This window comes from Agromyces indicus, from assembly GCF_031432295.1.
GTDB classification, from domain to species: domain Bacteria; phylum Actinomycetota; class Actinomycetes; order Actinomycetales; family Microbacteriaceae; genus Agromyces; species Agromyces indicus.
Genome location: NZ_JAVKGS010000003.1, coordinates 122,249 through 141,460 on the forward strand (window position 1 = coordinate 122,249; position 19,212 = coordinate 141,460).

A 19,212-nucleotide genomic window follows, 5' to 3' on the forward strand; every position below is an offset into this window, starting at 1 on the left:
GGTCGCGCGGCCATGCTGCGCGGCCGCACCCGGTCGGGACGGGATCAGCCGTTGAGGATGTCCTCGATCTTCTGGTCGGCCTCCTCGGCGAGCGCCTGGACGTCGCCGCCCTGTGCGATCTTGACGAAGAGGTCCTGCAGGATGCCGGCGGCCTCCACGTCGGCCCACTTCGGCGACGCCGGGGTGAGCTTGGCGTTGCCCGCGGCCGCCGCGATGGCCTGCGCGACCTCGTCGGTGCCGAGGGTGTCGGCGAGCGAGAGCTTGGCCGGAACGAGGCCGTTCTCGCCGTAGATGGTCTGGAACTCGTCGGACAGGATGATCTTCATCGCGTCGAGCGCGAGCTCCGGGTGCTTCGACTTCGCCGAGATGCCGATGTTCGAGCCGCCCGCGAAGACCTGGGCGGCGCCGCCGTCCTTGCCCGGCAGGGCGTAGACGCCGAGGTTGGCCTCCTCCTCGGGGCAGCCCGGGGTCTCGGCGTCGGCCGGCGCGAGGATCGACCACTTGACCCAGCTCGGGGCCGACAGCTGCAGGGTGGTGCCGTCGCAGTAGCCGACCTGCGGGTTGGTCTCGTTGCCGTCCTTCGGCGCGAGCGAGGCGTTGGTCATGACCTGCTGCACCTGCTCGAGTCCCGCGACCGACTCGTCGCTGGAGAGCTGCGCATCCCACTCGTCGCCGTCCGGGACTGCGACCTCGCCGCCGTTCTCCCAGATGTAGGGCAGGGCGTTGTACCAGTCCTGGCCGGGCCACCAGATGCCCGACTTGCCCGGGTTCGCCTCGGCGAGCGCCTCGCCGTTGGCGATGTACGCGTCGAGGTCGCCGGGCACCGAGAGGCCGGCCGCCTCGAGGGCGTCCTTCTTGTAGAACACGAGCCGCGAACCGGAGTAGAGCGGTGCGGCGTAGAACTTCCCGTCGAACGAGCCGGCCTCGACGAAGCCGGGCAGGAGGTCGTCGCCGCCGAGCTCGTCGTAGTGCTCGGTGAGGTCGAGGAACGCGCCTGCCGAGGTGAACGCCGCGGCCTGGGTGTTGCCGACCTCGACGATGTCGGGGCTGTCGGAGCCGGACAGGCTCGTGGTCAGGCGGTCGACCAGGCCGTCCCACGACTGCTCCTCGATGACCAGCGTGGAGCCGGGGTGCTCCTCCTCGAACGTCTCGACCAGGTAGTCGCGCGCGGCGTCGGGCGTGTCGGTGCCGACGAGCCAGACGCGGATCTCGGCGCCCTCGTCGGAGGCGACGTCGCTTCCGGTCGTGGCGCAGCCGGCGAGGGTGAGCGCAGCAGCGGCGCCGAGCGCCGCGATGCCGAGTTTCCTCATTGCTGGGGTTCCTTTCGATGGGACATGGGGTGGGGCGGGGTGCGTCCACCCGTGGTGCGGGGTGGGCCTCTACGAGACCCCGAGCTGCCCGGACAGGACCATGACGGCCGCGCCGCGCAGGACGATGTCCTGCCCGTGCGCCGTCATCCGGAGCCTCAGATCGCGGTGGTGTTCCGCCATGGTCCGGTTCCGGAGCGTCTCGACGGCCGCCTCGAGCAACGGTCCGTCAAGCAGTTCCGTCGGTCCGCTGAGCACGACCTCGGAGAGGTTCAGCGCACCGACGACGGGGGCGAGCACGATGCCGAGACGTCGGCCGGCCTCCCGCAGGGTCTCTTCGCGAGCGGATGCCGCGGCATCCGTCGTGCCGAGCCGTTCGAGCTCGGCGGTGAGCCGGGGCACGGCGAGCCACGACTCGAGGCATCCGTGCTTGCCGCACGCGCAGCGCGGCCCGCCGTCGGTGCCGACGACGACGTGGCCGATCTCGCCCGCGGCGGAGCCGGCGCCGAGCACGGGGCGGCCGCCGACGATGAGGCCGGCGCCGACACCGTGGCCCACCTTCACGAGGATGAGGTCGCCGGGCGCGGTCGCGTGCTCGGCGAGCACGGCGACGTTGGCGTCGTTGGCGACGTGCACGGGCAGGTGGAAGGCGGCGGTCAGCCGCTCCTGCAGCGGCAGGTCGGTCCAGCCGAGGTTCGGCGCGGAGCGGACGACGCCGTTCGGCTCGACGACACCGGGCGAGCCGACGCCGATGCCGAGGACGCGCGCGGTCGTGAGGGCGAGGAGCCCGTCGAGCAGTTCGACGATGAGCTCGACCGCGCGCTCGCCGGTCGCGCCGTCGAGCGCGACCTCGGCGCGGGCGACGATGCCGCCGTCGAGGTCGAGCACGGCGCCGCGGAAGCGGGTGTGCTCGGAGAGGTCGAGGGCGACCACGTGGAATCCGGCCCGGTCGACGTCGATGAGGGTCGCGGGCTTGCCCGGGCGGGCGTCTTCGCGCTGGCCCAGCTCGACGACGAGTCCCTCGGCGATGAGCTCGGCGACGAGGTCGGAGACCGTGACGCGGGTGAGGCGAGTCTCGCGCGCGACGTCGGCCCGGCTCTGCGCACCCTGCGTGTACAGCGTCTGGAGCACGAGCGAGCGGTTGTGGCTGCGGGCGTGCTCGGGGAGCACCTTGCCGGACGCCCGGAGCGCTCGGCCCGCGAACAGCGGAGCCGTCGCGCTCGTGGCGGGCGCCTGGGGCGGCTGGGCCGGGGTGGTCTCCGTTGCGGTCACGTTTGTTAGTAAACCTTACGAACAAACTCGGCGCAAGAGGTCGTTATCCGTCCGTGACCTCGTTCCCGCAGGCGCGGGTGTCAGCGGGCGGCCGCGCCGACCCGGGCGCGCGCCGCGACCGCCGCCGCCGCATCGCGACGGCCGCCGATGGCCCGGAGCGCCGCGAGGATCGCCGCGAGGTCGACGAACTCCTGCAGCAGGGCGCCCGCGGTCGCCGGGATGTAGCCGAACGCCGCGACGAGCATCAGGCCCACGCTCACCACGATGCCGAGCCAGATGCTCTGCAGGGCGATGCGCACGGTGTCGCGCCCGATCTCGACGGCCTTCGCCGTCCGCGAGACGTCGTCGACGAGGATCACGGCATCGGCGGACTCGCTCGCCGCCGTCGCGCCCCGCGCCCCCATCGCGATGCCGACGTCGGCCGCCGCCAGCACCGGGGCGTCGTTCACGCCGTCGCCGACCATGATCACGGGCCGGTCGGTGATCGCGGCGACCTCCTGGACCTTGTCGGCCGGCAGGCACTCCGCCCGGACGCGCTCGATGCCGAGTTCGGCCGCGATGTGGTCGGCGGTCGCCTGCGCGTCACCGGTCAGCATCATCGTGTGGGTCACCCCGAGCGCCTCGAGCCTGGCCAGGGTCTCCCGTGCGTCGTCGCGGAGCCGGTCGCGCGCGAGCAGCGCGCCGGCGTACCGACCGTCGACGGCCACGTACACGGCGAGCTCGCCCGGCGCGATGGGCGTGCGCCGCGCCTCCGGCGCGTGCTCGAGCACGAACGCGAACTTGCCGACCACGACCTCGCGCCCCCGGATGCGGGCGACCACGCCGTTCGTCGCCGCCTCGCGTGCGGCATCCGCTTCGGACAGGCGGAGCCCGCGTTCGGTCGCCGCATCGATCATCGAGGCCGCGAGCACGTGCGACGAGTACTGCTCGGCCGACGCGACGAGGGCGAGCAGCTCGTCGGCGTCGAAGCCCGCCTCGGGTCGCACGGCGACGAGCTCGGGCGACCCGTGCGTCAGGGTGCCGGTCTTGTCGAACACGGCCGTGCGAGCGCGCGCCAACTGCTCGAGCACGCCCCCGCCCTTGACGATCACGCCGTTCCGGGCCGCGCGGCTCATCCCGCCCATGAACGCCACGGGGGCGGCGATGAGCAGCGGGCAGGGCGTCGCGAGCACGAGCACCTCGGCGAAGCGCACCGGGTCGCCCGACACCCACCAGGCGACGCCCGCGAGGAGCAGGGAGAACGCCGTGAACGGCACCGCGTAGCGGTCGGCCAGGCGCACCACCGGGGCCTTGCTCGCGGCAGCCTCGGCGACGAGCGCCACGATCTGCTGGTATTGGCTGTCGGCGGCACGGGCGGTCGCGGTCATCTGCACGGCGACGTGCCCGTTGACCGACCCGCTCAGCAGGTCGTCGCCGGCCCGCTTCTCGACGGGCAGGCTCTCGCCCGTGATCGAGGACTCGTCGACCGCGGTCTCGGCCGAGCGCAGCGTGCCGTCGACCGGCACGATCTCGCTCGGGCGCACGAGCAGCACGTCCCCCGGGCGCACCTCGTCGATGGGCACGTCGACGAAGTGGTCGTCGACGACCCGGTGCGCGCGCTGCGGGGCCCGCGCGAGCAGCGCGTCGAGCTCGCGCTTGGCGCGGCGGCCCGCGTAGTCCTCGAGCGCCTCGCCGCCCGTGAGCATGAGCACGACGATGAGGGCGGCGACGTACTCCCCCACCACGACCGTCGCGATGATCGCCGTGACCGCGAGCACGTCGAGGCCCCAGTGGCCGCGGAGCAGGTCGCGGACCATGCCGACGGCCTGCCACGCCGCGATCGCGAGCGCGTAGCCGGTGAAGATCCAGGCGACCAGCCAGCCCGCCCCGGCGAGCGCGAGCACCGCGCCGACGAGCCCGATCGCGACGGTGAGCGCGACGACCGGGTAGCGACGAACGAGGCGGATGCCGCTGGCCATGCCCTCCATCCTCGCCGATCCCGATGACGCGCGAGGGCCGGGCAGTCGCGCCTGCAACGGCGAAGGGGCCGGATGCCGCGGCATCCGACCCCTTCGATGAGCGCGGGGCTCAGGCGGCGATTCGCGCCTTGAGGTTCGCGTCGATCGTGTCGAGGAACTGCTCGGTCGTCTGGTACTCCTGCTCGGGACCGACGAGGAGGGCGAGGTCCTTGGTCATCGCGCCGGACTCGACGGTCTCGATGACGACCTCCTCGAGGGTGCGCGAGAAGTCGATGAGCTCCTGGTTGCCGTCGAGCTTGCCGCGGTGCGCGAGGCCGCGCGTCCAGGCGAAGATCGAGGCGATCGGGTTCGTCGAGGTCGGCTTGCCCTGCTGGTGCTGGCGGTAGTGGCGCGTGACCGTGCCGTGCGCCGCCTCGGCCTCGACGATCCGGCCGTCGGGCGTGGTGAGCACCGAGGTCATGAGGCCGAGGGAGCCGAAGCCCTGCGCGACGGTGTCGGACTGCACGTCGCCGTCGTAGTTCTTGCAGGCCCAGACGTAGCCGCCCTCCCACTTGAGCGACGCCGCGACCATGTCGTCGATGAGGCGGTGCTCGTAGGTGATGCCGGCCTCGTCGAACTTCTGCTTGAACTCGCTGTCGAACACCTCCTGGAAGATGTCCTTGAAGCGGCCGTCGTACGCCTTGAGGATGGTGTTCTTCGTCGAGAGGTACACCGGGTAGTTGCGGGCCAGGCCGTAGTTCAGCGAGGCGCGCGCGAAGTCGCGGATCGACTCGTCGAGGTTGTACATGCCCATCGCGACGCCCGAGCCGGGCGCCTGGAAGACCTCGAACTGCTGCGGCTCCGAGCCGTCCTGCGGGGTGAAGGTCATGGTGAGCGTGCCGGGGCCGTCGAACTTGAAGTCGGTGGCGCGGTACTGGTCGCCGAACGCGTGGCGGCCGACGATGATCGGCTTGTTCCAGCCGGGCACCAGCCGCGGGATGTTCGAGATGATGATCGGCTCGCGGAAGATCACGCCGCCGAGGATGTTGCGGATGGTGCCGTTCGGCGACCGCCACATCTTCTTCAGGCCGAACTCCTCGACGCGCGCCTCGTCGGGCGTGATCGTCGCGCACTTGACGCCGACGCCGTGCTTCTTGATCGCGTTCGCCGCGTCGACCGTGATCTGGTCGTCGGTCTCGTCGCGCTTCTGGATGGAGAGGTCGTAGTACTCGAGGTTCACGTCGAGGTACGGGTGGATGAGCTGGTCCTTGATGGCCTGCCAGATGATGCGGGTCATCTCGTCGCCGTCGAGTTCGACGACGGTGCCTTCGACCTTGATCTTCGACAAGGGGCGGTCTCCTTGGGATCTCGTGGGATTGCTTGGGAAGCGAGGAAGTCTCGGGGGTGTCCGACACGCCGCCTGAAAGCTTACCGCCTCGCCGGGATATCTCGACATCGAGACATCCGCCGGCCTCATCGCGGCTACCCGGGGGAACGACGGCTCCGTTAGGCTGCGTTGCATGGCTGAACTGCGACTCGAAGAACTGAACGCGACGAACGTGGTGGCCGCGAACAACCTGTCGCTGAAGCCCGGGCAGGAGCAGTTCATCGCCCCCGTGACCTATGCCGCCGAGACCGCGGTCGTCAACCCCGCCACCGCGTGGCAGCGCGTCGCGCTGAACGGCGACAAGGTCGTCGGTTTCATCCACGGCAACTTCGACCCCGAGAACGAGCACGAGGAGTTCCGCGCCTGCATCTGGCGGATCAACGTCGACGCCGAGGCGCAGGGCAAGGGCGTCGGGCGCTTCCTCGCGCACGCGCTGGCCGAGGAGGCCAAGCGCCGCGGCTTCGACCACATCACCGTGCTGTGGGAGCCGGGCGAGGAGGGACCGGGCGAGTTCTTCCACCGCATCGGCTTCCGCGACGTGGGCGAGACCCAGTACGGCGACATCATCGGGTCGCTCCAGCTCGCGAGCTGACCGGCGCGGGTCGGGTCCACGGATGCCGCGCACCGGCGAGGGATTCGTCGAGGCCGTGCTCGCCGTGGTCGGCGACATCCCGCCCGGCCGGGTCATGACGTACGGCGACGTCGCCGCGACGCTCGGCTCGCGCGGGGCGCGGGCCGTCGGACAGGTCATGGCCAGGTACGGCGGTTCCGTGCCGTGGTGGCGGGTGATCCGCGCCGGAGGCCGCCCGCCCGCGGGCAAGGGCGACGTCGCCCGACCGCACTACGAGGCCGAGGGCGTCCCGCTCCGACCGGTCGACGACGAGGACGGCTACCGCATCGACCTCGCCGTCTGCCGCTGGAACGGCTGAGCCGCCCCGACGCGCCCCGGGCGCCCCGGCGCGACGCTAGACGTCGAGCGGCGTGCTCACTCCCCCGGCCGGCACTCCCGCCGCACCGGGTGCGCCGGGCGCCGGATCGGACGCCTCCGCGGCGACGAGCAGCGCGGCGCCCGATGCGGCGTGCGCGTCCGTGGTGGGCGGGTGCAGCGGCATCCGCACCGTCACCGTGGTACCCGACCCGGGCGGGCTCACGAGCTCGAGCTCGCCGCCGACGGCCTCGATGCGGTCCGCGATGCCGAGCACGCCCGTGCCCGCGTCGAGGGATGCGCCGCCGACGCCGTTGTCGCGGATCTCGATCGCGACCGTCTCGCCCTCGACGTGGGCGCGCACCCAGGCGCGGGTCGCCTGCGAGTGCTTCGCCACGTTGGCGAGCGACTCGGCGATGGCGAAGTACGCGGTCGACTCCACGAGTTCGGGCAGTCGCCCGTCGGCCTGCACGTCGACCTCGACCGGCACGGGGCATCGTCCGGCGAGCTCCGGCACGGCGAGCGCGAGCCCGCCCTGCGAGAGGAGGCTCGGGTGGATGCCGTGGGCGAGCTCGCGGAGCTCCTTCAGGCCCTGGTTCAGCGTCGCGATGGCGTCCTCGAGCTCGGACGCCAGTTCGTGCTGCCCGGCCGAGCGCGCGGTGTTGGCCGCGAGGCGGAGGTTCATCCCGAGCGACACGAGCTGCTGCTGCGCGCCGTCGTGCAGGTCGCGCTCGATGCGCCGCCGCGCCTCGTCGCCCGCCTCGACGATGCGCTGGCGCGACTGGCGGACCTGCTCGAGGGTGCGTTCGAGGTCCGAGCGCAGCCGGCCGTTGTCGACCGAGAGCCGCAACGCGCTCGACACCCCGTCGAGCAGCCGCATGTTGTCGGTGAGCACCCGGTCGTGGCGGATCAGCGCGATCGGGAGGCCCGACGGCGAGGCGACCGGCAGGATGCTGTGGCCGCGACCGGCCTCCTGCGAGTCGATGAGGCGGCCGGCCGCGTCGACGTACCGTCCGCGCTCCTCGTCCCACCAGTAGACGCGCACGCTGTCGTCGCGCAGCGTGCGCGCGAGCGACTCCGCCCACAGGCCGCGGTCGGCGCCCTCGCGGGTGATGCGCATGAGGTCGGCGACGCGGGCGCGCATGTTGCGGGTGTGCGCGATGCCGGCGACGAACGTGACCGGCACGGCCGCCATGGCCAGCAGCGCCACCGTGTCGATGACCATGCCGGTCGAGGTGGAGGTGATGTACCCGGTGGCCTGCACGGCGATCGCGAGCGCCCAGGCCAGCAGCGAGACCGGCATGAGGAACGCGACGGCGCGCGCCGGCACGCTGCCGCGGATCCACCGCACGAGCAGGCGTCCGGCGATCACGAGCGCGAGTCCGACGCCGACGACGCGGTAGCCGTAGTCCAGGATCGCGAACAGCACCGGCGCATCGGCGATGCGGTAGGCGTTCGGCGCGCACGGGTTGCAGGGAGCGGCGTCCGGCCCGGCGAGCGCGAGCACCGCGGCGAGGTTCACGACGGAGGCCACGACCGCGATGGTCGCGATCGTCCGGTCGAACCGGTCGGCGAGCCAGCCGCGCGGGTACACCAGCACGAGCAGCCCCGAGATGACGGCCCAGACGAGGTCGATGCCGCGCACGATCGGCCAGAGCCATCCGATGCCGCCGATGATGTGGAAGATCGCCTGCGGGATCCACAGGACGACGAACGCGATCATGAGCCGGGCCGGCACCGCGTTCGGGCCGATGGCCCACGCCACGGCCGCGCACGCGGCGAACACGAGCGGCACCGTCGCGTGCAGCGTCACGTACGCGACCTCGCGCTGCTCGGCCGCCGGGGCGGCCATGAACCCGGCGATCTCCATCCACAGGCTGAACGCGACCGCGGCCGCGATGATCGCGGTCCGGCGAAGGACCCGTCGGCGGTCTCCGTGCGCCATCACGGGCGCCTCACCCCCTAGCGTTCGCCGAGGAGCGTGAGCACCGCGAGCACGCGGCGGTGGTGCTCCGGCGACTCCTCGAGATCGAGCTTCTGCAGGATGCTGCGGACGTGGGTCTCGACCGTCTTGAGGCCGAGGAACAGGGTCTGGGCGATCCCCCCGTTGGAGTAGCCCTGGGCCATGAGCTCGAGGACCGAGCGCTCCCGCTCGGTGAGCCGGGCGAGGGGGTCGTCGGCTCGCGTGCGGCGCACGAGCTGCTCGACCACCTCGGGGTCGACGACCGAGCCGCCCGACGCGACGGTCTCGACGGCGCGCACGAGTGTCTGCGGCTCGGACACGCGCTCCTTCAGCAGGTACCCGGTGCCGCTGCCGGCGCCCATGACGCGCAGCGCGTACTCGGGCGTCGCGTACATCGACAGCAGCAGCACGCCGAGGTCGTCGCCGCGTTCGCGGATGCGCTCGAGCGCGACGATGCCCTCGTCGCGGTGCGTGGGCGGCATGCGGATGTCGAGGATCGCGGCGTCGAGGTCGTCGCCGTCGAGCACGGCGAGGAGCTCGTCGGCGGTGCCGACGGAGGCGACCACCTCGATGCCGCCGCCCTGGAGCACCTTCGCGATGCCCTCGCGCAGGAGCAACGCGTCATCCGCGATCGCCACGCGAAGGGTTCGATCCGCTCCGGACTGCTCCATTCCACCTCCCGTTCGAAGGCGTGCGACAGCCGTCGACGTCGATGCGCCGCCCATCGTGAGGCTACCGCGTGCGGACGGCGCCCCGCGCGGTCCCCGTTCTGGGGGCAAGTCGCACGGAGGACGGCCGGAGACGTGCGGCGCGCGTGACGCTCGTGCCACGCTGGGATCGCCGGGTACCCTCCCCGCCGCCCGGCGAACCCGGCGCCACCCCGCGCCCGAACCCGAGGAGCACGATGGTCCCGAACCGTTCCGCCGTCACCGAGTCCGAACGTCCGGTGAAGCTCGTCGTCGTGGAGGCCGACAAGCGGATCAAGGACCTCCTCAAGACGACCGAGCACCTCGGCGCGGTGCCCTCGTTCAACCGGACCATGCGCGTCGCCCTCGCGATGCGCGGCGGCGTCAGCCTCGCCGTGTGGATCGGCGGCGCCGTCGCCGAACTCGACCTGCTCCGTCGCATCCGCCTCTACGACCGCGACGGCGAGACGATCGCGTTCGTGCCGGAGGCGAAGGGCCGTCCGCTCACCCCGCCGGTGCTGGCCCGCCTGCAGGCGTACGCCGAACTGCTCGACGCCGCGGGATACGACCGCGTCGAGTTCGACCTGCTCGCCGGCGCGAGCGCCGGCGGGCTCAACGCGGTCGTCTACGCGGTGGCGCAGCGGGCCGGCACGGGACTCGACCGGCTCCTCAACACCTGGGGCGAGGTGGGCGGGTTCTGGCAGCTCCTGCATCCGCCGGGCGCGCGCGGCGTCGTCGCGCTCATGCAGGGCGAAGGCTACTTCCGGCCGGAGGTGCTGAAGACGCTGAAGGACTTCTACCACTCCGAGGAGCGGCACCCGGACCTCGTCGCCCCGTACACGAGCGTCGACCTCTCGGCGACCCTGATCGACGCGGACGACGAGTACGAGGAGGACGCCAACGAGGGCCGCGGGCACTTCCGGTTCGTGGGCACCCCCGGGCACCTCCTCGACAACCGCATCCCCGACAAGCACGACGGTGTGGACGAGACGCAGCTCGACGACGACGAGGCGAGCCTCTCGCGGCTCGCGCTCGCGGCACGGTCGACGTCGTCGCTGGCGGGCGGCTTCGAGCCCGCGGAGATCGACTCGTGGGGCGGCGCTGCCGGCGACCCCGACGATGCCACCGCGCGGGGCATGCGCTTCGCGTTCGCGGCGCACCGCGACCAGCCGGGCACGCCGTACCGCATCGTCGACGGTGCCGTGTTCGACAACGTGCCGATCGAGCGCGCCCTGCGCTCCGCGCGGTCGCGCGCGTCCGAACGGCGCGCCGACCGGGTGATGGTGTTCCTCGATCCCGAGCCCGACCCACCGGTCGGCGGCGCGACCGAATGGGACGCCGACGCCTCGCGGTTCTTCCGCGCGCTGCGCGCCATGTTCACCAAGCAGATGCGGAGCGAATCGGTCGCGCGGGAGGTCGCCGAACTCGAGCGGTTCAACGCCGAACGGCTCGTCGCCGCCGCCCGGCTCGACGGGGCCGCCCCGCTGATCGCATCGGCCGAGTGGACCCCCGCCGCCGTGCAGGAGCGCCAGGCGGCGTACGTGCAGGCGCTCGGCGCCGACCTGGCCGACCACCTGTCGACGACGATCTCGACGCCGAGCCTGTGGCAGCTGGGGTCGTCGCTGCCCACCCGTCGCCGGTACCGACCCATCCCGCGCGGGCGACTCGCCGCGCTCGGCCCCGCACTGCGGCGCCGGTTCTCGACGCTCGGCGTCGCCGACACGGCCAAGGTCGCCAAGTCGCCCCTCGCCCTGGCCGACGCCGCCAACTGCGTGCTCGGGTGGGCGCGCGCGCTCGAGACCATGCCGGAGCGGGAGGGCGGGCGCCAGGCGCTCCAGCTGGAAGCTGTGCGCACGAAGGCGTACACGGCCCTGACCGAGGCCATCGGCCTGCGCGACGAGCGCACCGCGCGGGTCCTCGAGGCGACGGAGCGGACGGCGGTGCGCGGGACCACGCCCGACGCCGCCGAGATCGACCGGTGGATCGACGTCTGGCTCGCATCCGGCCGGGTCGCCGACACCGCCGCGCAGTGGAAGGAGCTCGACACCGCGGTGGCGCTCCTGCGGATCGCGAGCCTCGGCGTCGAGGCGGAGGCGCGGGCAGGCAAGCGCACGCTCTCGCCCGCATGGGTCGCGTCGGCGTGGCGTCCGCTCGCGTCGACGACCCTGTCGGCCGTGGACCTGCCGCCGCTCTACCACTCCGCCGGCATCCCGGCCGCGCTGTCGCACGTGCGCTACTGGGCGATCGGGGTCGACGAGGAGCCGGCCGATCCGGGCGGCTTCGCGACGCTCGTCGCCGAGCGGCGGGTCGGCGTCCTCGGCCGGGGCGTGCGCGCCGCGGGCCGTCCCGTCGCGCAGGTCGCCGCCGAGGTCCGTGCGGCGGCCGAGCATCCCGTCGTCGACCGGCAGACCAAGCTCGCCGGGTACGGGTTCGGCAACTTCTTCGGGTTCCTCGCGCGCGAGTGGCGGATCAACGACTGGTGGTGGGGGCGCCTCGACGCCTCGGCCGGCATCGCGCGGTTCTTCGCGTCGCTGAAGCCCGAGACGGTGCGAACGGATGCCGCGGTGCGACTGCTGCAGGACGCCGTGCTCGCTCAGGCCGACGAGGCCGACCGCGAGGAGCGGCGCGAGGCGGACGCGTCGGACGCCGCCGCCGCCCCCGCCGTCGCGTCCGTCGCCGGGGCGGTCGCCGAGCCCACGAGGCTGTCACCGCTCGAGCCGGTGTCGCCCGACGCCGGATCGCCGGGCGATGACGCCCGAGCCCGGCGCACCCGCCTCCGCGCGGGCACCGACACCGTCCTCAACCTCGCGCCGGCGTACCGCTTCGCGATCGCGTCGCGCACCGTGCGCCTGCTCGTGCGCGTGCTCGTGCAGCCGGGGAGCACGGCCGGGCGCGTCCTGGCCCAGACCGTGCTGACGCTGCTGCGGCCGCTCCTCGTCGCCGTGCCGGCGGTCGTCGATCCGCCGCGCCTGGCCCTGCTCGCCGGATTCGTGGCGGCCGCCGCGTGGCCGCTGACGTGGTCGGAGATCACGCCCCCCTCGGTCGGCTGGGTGATCGTCGTGGCGGCCGTCACCGTGGTCGCCGTGGTCTCGATCTGGGCCGCGGTGACGGCAGTGCAGCGCCGTTGGCGTGCGATCGCCGCGGCACTCGGCGGTCCGCTCGGCGACGAGGCCGAGACGGCGCGCGTCATGGCGCGCCGCCGGGCGCTCGTGATGGCGGGGGTCGCCACCGCGAGCGTGGTCCCGCTCGTGATCGCGCTGCTGCAGGGCAACCTCCTCCTCATCGTCCTCTGCGTCGGCGTGACGGCGGTGCTCGGCGCCGTCGCCCGGCGTCTCGCGGGTTCGGCGCGCCGCAGCGCGATCCCGGGACGCGACCGCCGGACGATCGCGATGGTCGTCGTGTTCGGGCTGCTCGGCGGAGTGCTGCCCCTCACCCAGTACGTGCTCGACCTCGCCGACACGCTCCCGGAGTGGCTCGCGCCCGACGAGCGCTGGAACCTGCTCGTCCTGAGCGTCGCCGCGATCGCCGCGACGCTCACGCTGACGGTGGGCTGGCTCCGGATCGGCCGGAACCGGAGGGAGATCGCGGCCACCCGAGGCGTGAACTGGGCGTCGGTGACCGTGGTCGCCGTCGCGGTGGCGGCGCTGGCGTCCTGGCTCGCCAGCGAGTATGCGACGGGCGGCGGCGTCGAACTGCTCGCCGACACCATCGCGGCGGGCGTGTTCGTCCTCGCCTGGGCGGGCGTCGTGTGGTGGATGCCGGAGCTCGTCCGCGAGACGCCGCCCGTCGAGGACCGGGTCCAGCGGGCGTCGCTCACGTAGCCCGCCCCGCCGCAGCCGGCGATCTCAGGGGTCCCCCCGACGCATCCGAGGGGCGGATCCGGATCCGTCGCGCCGGCGCCGCTGGGAGGCTCGGGGCATGTCGGATCCCGCTCGCCTCCCTCGAACGCACCGCGGTCGCGTCGCGCAGTGGGTCGCGCGCTACCTGCCGCTCGAGGTGCTCGGCACGATCGCCGCGGTGGCGGGCTCGTGGGCGGCGTACGAGGCGAGCGGCTCGATCGTCGTCGCTGCGGTGGCCGGCACCGTCGCCGAGACCGTCGGCTACTACGCGCTCGTCGTCGTCCGCGGCATCCGCGGCCACCTCGCCTCGGCGCGCGTCAGGCGCGTAGACGGCCGCGGCCGCCGCGCGGGGTTCGCCATCGCGCTGACGCTCCGCGGCATGCTGGCCGAGTTCGGCCCCGCCGAGGTGCTCGACACGTTCATCACCCGTCCGGCGCTGCTCATCGCCGCCGCGTCCTGGCTCGGCCCGAGCCCGACGTCGTGGCTCGTGGGCAAGCTCGCCGCCGACGCCGTCTTCTACGTCATCGCCATCGCGTCGTTCGAACTCGGCCGCCGGATCATCCTCCCCGACGGTCGAGCGGATGCCGCGGCCACCCGCCGCACGCGCACCTCCGGGTCCGCCGCGGCCGAACTCGAGGCGGTGGCACGATGAGCCTGCTCACCCGCACGGGCCCGACTCCTCGCGTGACGGGCGATCCCGCCGAGCGCTCCCACCGCCGCCACGGACGCACCGACGCCGGCCCGCCGCGCGGGCGCCCCACGCACCGGGAGCTCGTCCGCCGCGACCTTGCCGCCTACGCTCGCCGCGTCGGGCTCGACGACCTCGCCCGCACCCACGGCTCGCCGCTCTTCGTGCTCGACCCGGCCCGCGTCGCCGCGCAGGTCGACGAGCTCCGCCGCGAGCTGCCCGGCACCGGCATCCACTTCGCGACGAAGTCGCTGCCGCATCCGGCCGTCATCGACGCGGTGCACGCGTCCGGCGCCTCGTTCGAGGTCGCCTCGCGCGGCGAGGTCGACCTGCTCGAACGTCACGGCGTCCCCATCGGGGCCTGCCTCCACACGCACCCCGTGAAGACGGTGGCCGACATCACGGGCGCGTACCTCCGCGGCATCCGCACGTTCGTCGTCGACAGCCCGTCGGAGATCGGCAAGTTCGCCGGGCTCCCGTGCTGCGATGTCGGCGTCCTCGTACGACTGTCGTTCCCGAACCCCGGTGCGAAGTCCGACCTGTCGTCGAAGTTCGGCGTGGCGCCCGAGCACGCCGCCGCGCTCGTGGAGCGATGCCTGGCCGCACGACTGCGCGTCCGCGGGTTCACGTTCCACGTCGGCAGCCAGACCATCTCGGCGGAGCCGTGGCGCCGGGCGATCGACGCCACCCTGCGGCTCATGCGCACGCTGGAGGCACGGCACGGCATCCGGTTCGAGCTGCTCGACCTCGGCGGCGGCTTCCCCGTCGCGTACGACGAGCCCGTCCCGTCGCTCGGCGAGCTGGCCCGCGGCATCCGCTCGGCGCTCGCGGCCGTGCCGCCGCACGTGCGCGTCGTCGTCGAGCCGGGCCGCTTCGTCGCCGCGCCCGCCATGACACTGGTCACCCGGGTCATCGGCACGAACGACCGCGCCGACGGACGCTGGCACTACCTCGACGAGGGGCTGTACGGCGCGTACTCGAACATCCCCGCCGAGGACGTGCACGCGCTCGTGTTCACCGCCGCGGAGCTCGGCGTCGAGCCGGACCGGCCGGTCGGCCCCGCCGACGCCCCGGCCGCCCGCCGCCCCGCGCGCCGACGGGTGCCCGTCACGCTCGCCGGTCCCACCTGCGACAGCGTCGACGTGATCGCACGCCGGCTGCCGCTGCCGCCCCTCGCCGACGGCGACCTCCTGGTCTCGCCCATGATGGGCGCCTACACCTGGGCCACCGCGACCGGCTTCAACGGCATCGCCCCGACCCCGGTCGTGGTCCTCCCCGAGGGGTGACGAGCGGATGCCGCGAGCCGGGGCCCGCGGCATCCGTCACCGTCACACGAGCGAGTCGCGCCAGGCGGCGTGCAGCTTCGCGAACCGACCCGACCCGCCGATGAGCTCGGCCGGCGCGCCGTCCTCGACGATCCGGCCGTGCTCCATGACGAGCACGCGATCGGCGATCGCGACGGTCGACAGGCGGTGCGCGATGATCACCGCGGTGCGGTCGGCGAGCAGGGTCTGCAGGCCCTCCTGCACGGCGCGCTCCGACGGGATGTCGAGCGACGAGGTCGCCTCGTCGAGGATCAGCACCGCCGGGTCGGCGAGGAAGGCGCGCGCGAACGAGATGAGCTGGCGCTGGCCCGCCGAGACGCGCCCGCCGCGCTTGTTCACGTCGGTGTCGTACCCGCTCGGCAGGCCCTCGATGAACTCGTGCGCGCCGACCGCCTTCGCCGCGGCGATGATCTCCTCCGGCGTGGCATCCGGCTTGCCCAGCCGGATGTTGTCGGCCACCGACCCGGAGAACAGGTACGCCTCCTGCGTGACCATCACGATCGCGCGGCGCAGGTCCTTCGGGTGCAGTCGCCGCAGGTCGACGCCGTCGAGCTCCACCACGCCGTCGCTCGGGTCGTAGAACCGGGCGATGAGCTTCGCGAGCGTCGACTTGCCGGCACCCGTGGAACCCACCAGCGCGATGGTCTGCCCGGCGGGGATGTCGAGGTCGAACCTCGGCAGCACCATCCGCTCGGGGGTGTACGCGAACTCGACGCCCTCGAACCGCACGCGGCCGTCGGCCTTCCACAGGTCGACCGGGTCGCGCGGGTCGGGCACGCTCGGGTCCTCCTCGAGCACGCCCGAGATCTTCTCGAGCGCGGATGCCGCGGACTGGTAGCCGTTGTAGAACATCGCCATGTCCTCGAGGGGGTCGAAGAACCGGCGCGTGTACAGCAGCGCCGCGAGCAGCACGCCGATCTCGAGCTGCCCGTCGATGACCCGGAGGCCGCCCACGAGCAGCACGACGGCGACCGTGACGTTGCCGATCAGGATCAGCCCGGGGTCGTAGATGCCGAACAGCTGGATGACGCGCGCGTTGACGTCGCGGTAGTCCTCGACCAGCCGGCCGAACTCCTTCCGGTTGCGGCGCTCGGTGCGGAACGCCTGCACCGCGCGGATGCCCGTCATGGTCTCGACGAACTGCACGATGAGGTTCGCCGACGCCGTCCGCGACCGGCGGAACAGGCGCTGCGACCGCTGCTGGAACCACCGCGTGAGCAGCGCGAGCGGCAGGATCGACCCGGCGAGCACGAGGCCCGACACGGGATCGAGCAGCACCAGCGCGATACCCGTGAACCCCATGTACAGCGTGCCGCGCACGAGCGCGTTCACGCCCTCGTCGAGGAGCTCGCGGATCGCGTCGAGGTCGCTCGTCTGCCGCGAGATGATCCGCCCGGACGTGTACGACTCGTGGAACTCGAGCGACAGCTTCTGTGTGTGCAGGAAGATCCGCGTGCGCAGGTCGATGAGCACCGCCTGGCTGATGCGCGCCGCGAGGCGGATGTACCAGGCGATGAGGAACGCGCCGACGACGCCCGTGAAGAGGTACGCGAACCCGGCGAAGGCCACCGGCATCCACTCGCCCTCGACGAGGGCGGGAAGGCCGCGGTCGATGCCGTACGCGATGAGGGCGGGCCCGGCGACCTGGGCGAGCGTCGAGACGAGCACGACCGCCATGGTGAGCCAGAGCGTTCCCCGCACGGGGTGCAGCAGCGACCGCAGCAGGCGCAGCGACCGCTGCCGGATCTGCTTCGACTCGGCCTTGGTGAAGTCGTGGCGTTCCTCGCCGGCGACACCGGTGACGGTCATCGCGCCACCTCCTCTCGTTCGTCCAGTTCGTCGGCCGCGTCCTCGATGCGGTCGGTCGACTCGGCCTGGCGGCCCCGTTCCTCGTCCTCGAGGCTCGAGATGACGAAGCGGTAGTGCTCGCTCGTGGCGAGCAGCTCGGAGTGCGTGCCGACCGCCGTGATGCGCCCGTCCTCCAGGAGGCCGACGCGGTCGGCGAGCATCACGGTCGACGGCCGGTGCGCCACGATGAGCGCGGTGGTGTCGGCGAGCACGCGGCGCAGCTCCGCCTCGACCTTCGCCTCGGTGGCGACGTCGAGCGCCGAGAGCGGGTCGTCGAGCACGAGCACGGCGGGGTTCGCCGCGATGGCACGAGCGAGCGCCAGGCGCTGGCGCTGGCCGCCCGAGAGGCTCATGCCCTCCTCGCCGACCTTCGTGTCGAGCCCGTCCGGCAGGCCGTGCGCGAAGCCCGCCTGCGCGATGCGCAGCGCCTCCTCGAGCACGCGCTCGGCCTCGGCCGCGACGGCGGGATCGGCTGCCGCGTCACCCGTGAGCTCGGGCCGGCCGAGCAGCACGTTGTCGCGCACCGACGCCGAGAACAGCGTGGCGTCCTCGAAGGCCATCGCGATGTGGCGGCGCAGTTCCTCGCGGCTGAGCGCGCGCACGTCGACGCCGTCGAGCTCGACCGCGCCGGCCGTGACGTCGTACAGGCGGGTCGCGAGCGCGGTCATCGTGGTCTTGCCCGAGCCGGTCAGGCCGACGAGCGCCATCGTCTCGCCGGGTCGCACCACGAGGTCGACGCCGTCGAGCAGGTCGCCGAACCGCTCGGGCGAGTCCTGGTAGCGGAAGTGCACGTCGCGGAACGCGAGCTCGCCGCGCGGCCGCTCGATCGACACGGGACGCTCGGGGTCGACGATGTCGTTCCGGCTGTCGATGATGTCGAAGTAGCGGTCGGTCGCCGCGCGCGCGTCGAGCGTGAACGCGAGCAGGAACCCGATCGACTCGATCGGCCACGCGAGCACGCCCGCGGTGGCGAAGAACGCGACGAGCTCGCCCACCGTGAGCGTGCCCTGTGCGGCGAGCCACACGCCGAGCACGAGGCAGCCCGCGAGGGCGATCGCGGGGATCACGATGAGCCAGAACCAGATGGCCGCCTCGAGGCGCCCCTTCTCGAGCTCGGTCGAGCGCAGCGTCTCGGCCTGCGCGCGGAACGTCGTGAGCGCGTGCTTGCCGCGGCCGAACGCCTTCAGCACCCGGATGCCGTGCACCGACTCCTCGACGGCGGTCGCGAGGTCGCCCTGCTGGTCCTGGCTGCGCCGCGAGACCTCCGAGTAGCGACCCTCGAAGCGGTAGCCGACGACCCAGAGCGGCAGCGACGCGACGAGGAACGCGAGCCCCAGCATCCAGTTCATCGACACGAGGATGCCGATGCCCACGAGGATCACGATGAGGTTCACCGTGAGCAGTACGAGGCCGAACGACATCCACCGGCGGATGAGGTTCAGGTCGCTCACCGCGCGCGAGAGCAGCTGCCCGCTCGGCCAGCGGTCGTGGAAGCTCACGGGGAGGTCCTGCAGCTTCGCGTACAGCGTGTTGCGCATCGACGCCTCGACGCGCGTGCCGGGCTTCAGGACGAACCACCGCCGGAGCGCGACGAGCAGCGCCTCGAGCACGCCGAGCCCGAGCACGAGCAGCGCCAGCGGCACGACGGATGCCGCGTCGCCGTCGCTGAGCGGCCCGTCGACGATCGCCTGCAGCACCTGCGGGATCGACAGGGCGACGAGCTGGGCGGTCAGCGACGCGCCCATGCCCGCGAGGATCCACGGGATGGCGGGGCGGGCGTAGGCACGGAGGCGCAGGAGCGCGCGCACGGTGCCGGGGCGCCGGTCATGCGGAGGGTGGAGCTGGGGATGGGTGGCGGTCACGCCGGATCCTTCCGGGAGAGCGCGACGGGTCGCTCAGCGAGGACCTCGTCGAATGGAGACGTGGAGGCGCGCGCGTGGACGCGCGAACGGCGGGAGTCGTTCCCGCGGTCGTGGGCAGCCGGCGACCCGCCGGCACGTGGACCCGGTCGGAGCTAGCCGGCCTGGGTCGGGGC

At 73.0% G+C, this 19,212-nt stretch carries 13 protein-coding genes; 5 read left to right on the forward strand and 8 right to left on the reverse strand.

The features are described from left to right. Positions 1-44 precede the first annotated feature (44 nt). The 4 genes from RH861_RS10375 to RH861_RS10390 form a co-directional block, all read right to left on the reverse strand. Positions 45-1,310 (reverse strand): extracellular solute-binding protein, encoded by a 1,266-nt coding sequence (locus RH861_RS10375; RefSeq protein ID WP_310520926.1) that lies wholly within the window; start codon positions 1,308-1,310, stop codon positions 45-47. Between the two features lie 69 nt (positions 1,311-1,379). Beyond that, positions 1,380-2,513, reverse strand: coding sequence for an ROK family transcriptional regulator (locus tag RH861_RS10380; protein ID WP_067945107.1), 1,134 nt, complete (start codon positions 2,511-2,513; stop codon positions 1,380-1,382). 146 nt (positions 2,514-2,659) lie between these two features. Continuing rightward, a complete protein-coding gene (locus RH861_RS10385) occupies positions 2,660-4,537 on the reverse strand; it encodes a heavy metal translocating P-type ATPase (RefSeq protein ID WP_310520927.1) in 1,878 nt (625 codons plus the stop codon). Positions 4,538-4,646: 109 nt separating this feature from the next. After that, the gene (locus tag RH861_RS10390; protein WP_067945071.1) at positions 4,647-5,864 is read right to left on the reverse strand and encodes an NADP-dependent isocitrate dehydrogenase; all 1,218 of its coding nucleotides are present in this window, start codon (positions 5,862-5,864) and stop codon (positions 4,647-4,649) included. 172 nt (positions 5,865-6,036) lie between these two features. On the opposite strand from RH861_RS10390, the gene RH861_RS10395 reads away from it, so the two are divergent. Then, positions 6,037-6,495 carry a GNAT family N-acetyltransferase gene (locus RH861_RS10395; RefSeq protein WP_067945069.1) on the forward strand — a complete coding sequence of 153 codons (459 nt, stop codon included), beginning with the start codon at positions 6,037-6,039 and terminating at the stop codon, positions 6,493-6,495. 22 nt (positions 6,496-6,517) lie between these two features. Further along, positions 6,518-6,832, forward strand: coding sequence for an MGMT family protein (locus RH861_RS10400; RefSeq protein ID WP_310520928.1), 315 nt, complete (start codon positions 6,518-6,520; stop codon positions 6,830-6,832). 36 nt (positions 6,833-6,868) lie between these two features. Here RH861_RS10400 and RH861_RS10405 read toward each other — a convergent pair whose 3' ends face one another. Together RH861_RS10405 and RH861_RS10410 are read right to left on the reverse strand one after the other, a co-directional pair. Next, positions 6,869-8,773: a sensor histidine kinase gene (locus RH861_RS10405; protein WP_310520929.1), complete on the reverse strand. Its 1,905-nt coding sequence runs from the start codon at positions 8,771-8,773 to the stop codon at positions 6,869-6,871. Positions 8,774-8,790: 17 nt separating this feature from the next. Further along, entirely contained in the window at positions 8,791-9,429 is a 639-nt protein-coding gene (locus RH861_RS10410; protein ID WP_231878484.1) for a response regulator transcription factor, read from the reverse strand. Between the two features lie 266 nt (positions 9,430-9,695). On the opposite strand from RH861_RS10410, the gene RH861_RS10415 reads away from it, so the two are divergent. The 3 genes from RH861_RS10415 (at position 9,696) to RH861_RS10425 (ending at position 15,290) form a co-directional block, all read left to right on the forward strand. Continuing rightward, complete coding sequence (locus RH861_RS10415; protein ID WP_310520930.1) at positions 9,696-13,298, forward strand: DUF3376 domain-containing protein; 3,603 nt, start codon at positions 9,696-9,698, stop codon at positions 13,296-13,298. 97 nt (positions 13,299-13,395) lie between these two features. Next, positions 13,396-13,968: a hypothetical protein gene (locus RH861_RS10420; RefSeq protein ID WP_310520931.1), complete on the forward strand. Its 573-nt coding sequence runs from the start codon at positions 13,396-13,398 to the stop codon at positions 13,966-13,968. Further along, positions 13,965-15,290 (forward strand): type III PLP-dependent enzyme, encoded by a 1,326-nt coding sequence (locus RH861_RS10425; protein WP_310520932.1) that lies wholly within the window; start codon positions 13,965-13,967, stop codon positions 15,288-15,290. The genes RH861_RS10420 and RH861_RS10425 overlap by 4 nt, the downstream gene beginning before the upstream one ends. 42 nt (positions 15,291-15,332) lie before the next feature. On the opposite strand, the gene RH861_RS10430 is transcribed toward RH861_RS10425, so the two are convergent. Together RH861_RS10430 and RH861_RS10435 are read right to left on the reverse strand one after the other, a co-directional pair. After that, positions 15,333-17,138 carry an ABC transporter ATP-binding protein gene (locus RH861_RS10430; RefSeq protein ID WP_310520933.1) on the reverse strand — a complete coding sequence of 602 codons (1,806 nt, stop codon included), beginning with the start codon at positions 17,136-17,138 and terminating at the stop codon, positions 15,333-15,335. Further along, positions 17,135-19,039, reverse strand: a complete 1,905-nt coding sequence (locus RH861_RS10435; protein WP_374760977.1) for an ABC transporter ATP-binding protein — start codon at positions 19,037-19,039, stop codon at positions 17,135-17,137. The genes RH861_RS10430 and RH861_RS10435 overlap by 4 nt, the downstream gene beginning before the upstream one ends. Between the last annotated feature and the right edge of the window lie 173 nt (positions 19,040-19,212).

Coding starts and splice junctions, on each gene's coding strand:
- RH861_RS10375 (WP_310520926.1), bottom strand. CDS start 1,310: ATGAGGAAACTCGGCATCGCGGCGCTCGGCGCCGCTGCTGCGCTCACC.
- RH861_RS10385 (WP_310520927.1), bottom strand. CDS start 4,537: ATGGCCAGCGGCATCCGCCTCGTTCGTCGCTACCCGGTCGTCGCGCTC.
- RH861_RS10395 (WP_067945069.1), top strand. CDS start 6,037: ATGGCTGAACTGCGACTCGAAGAACTGAACGCGACGAACGTGGTGGCC.
- RH861_RS10400 (WP_310520928.1), top strand. CDS start 6,518: ATGCCGCGCACCGGCGAGGGATTCGTCGAGGCCGTGCTCGCCGTGGTC.
- RH861_RS10405 (WP_310520929.1), bottom strand. CDS start 8,773: ATGGCGCACGGAGACCGCCGACGGGTCCTTCGCCGGACCGCGATCATC.
- RH861_RS10415 (WP_310520930.1), top strand. CDS start 9,696: ATGGTCCCGAACCGTTCCGCCGTCACCGAGTCCGAACGTCCGGTGAAG.
- RH861_RS10420 (WP_310520931.1), top strand. CDS start 13,396: ATGTCGGATCCCGCTCGCCTCCCTCGAACGCACCGCGGTCGCGTCGCG.
- RH861_RS10425 (WP_310520932.1), top strand. CDS start 13,965: ATGAGCCTGCTCACCCGCACGGGCCCGACTCCTCGCGTGACGGGCGAT.
- RH861_RS10430 (WP_310520933.1), bottom strand. CDS start 17,138: ATGACCGTCACCGGTGTCGCCGGCGAGGAACGCCACGACTTCACCAAG.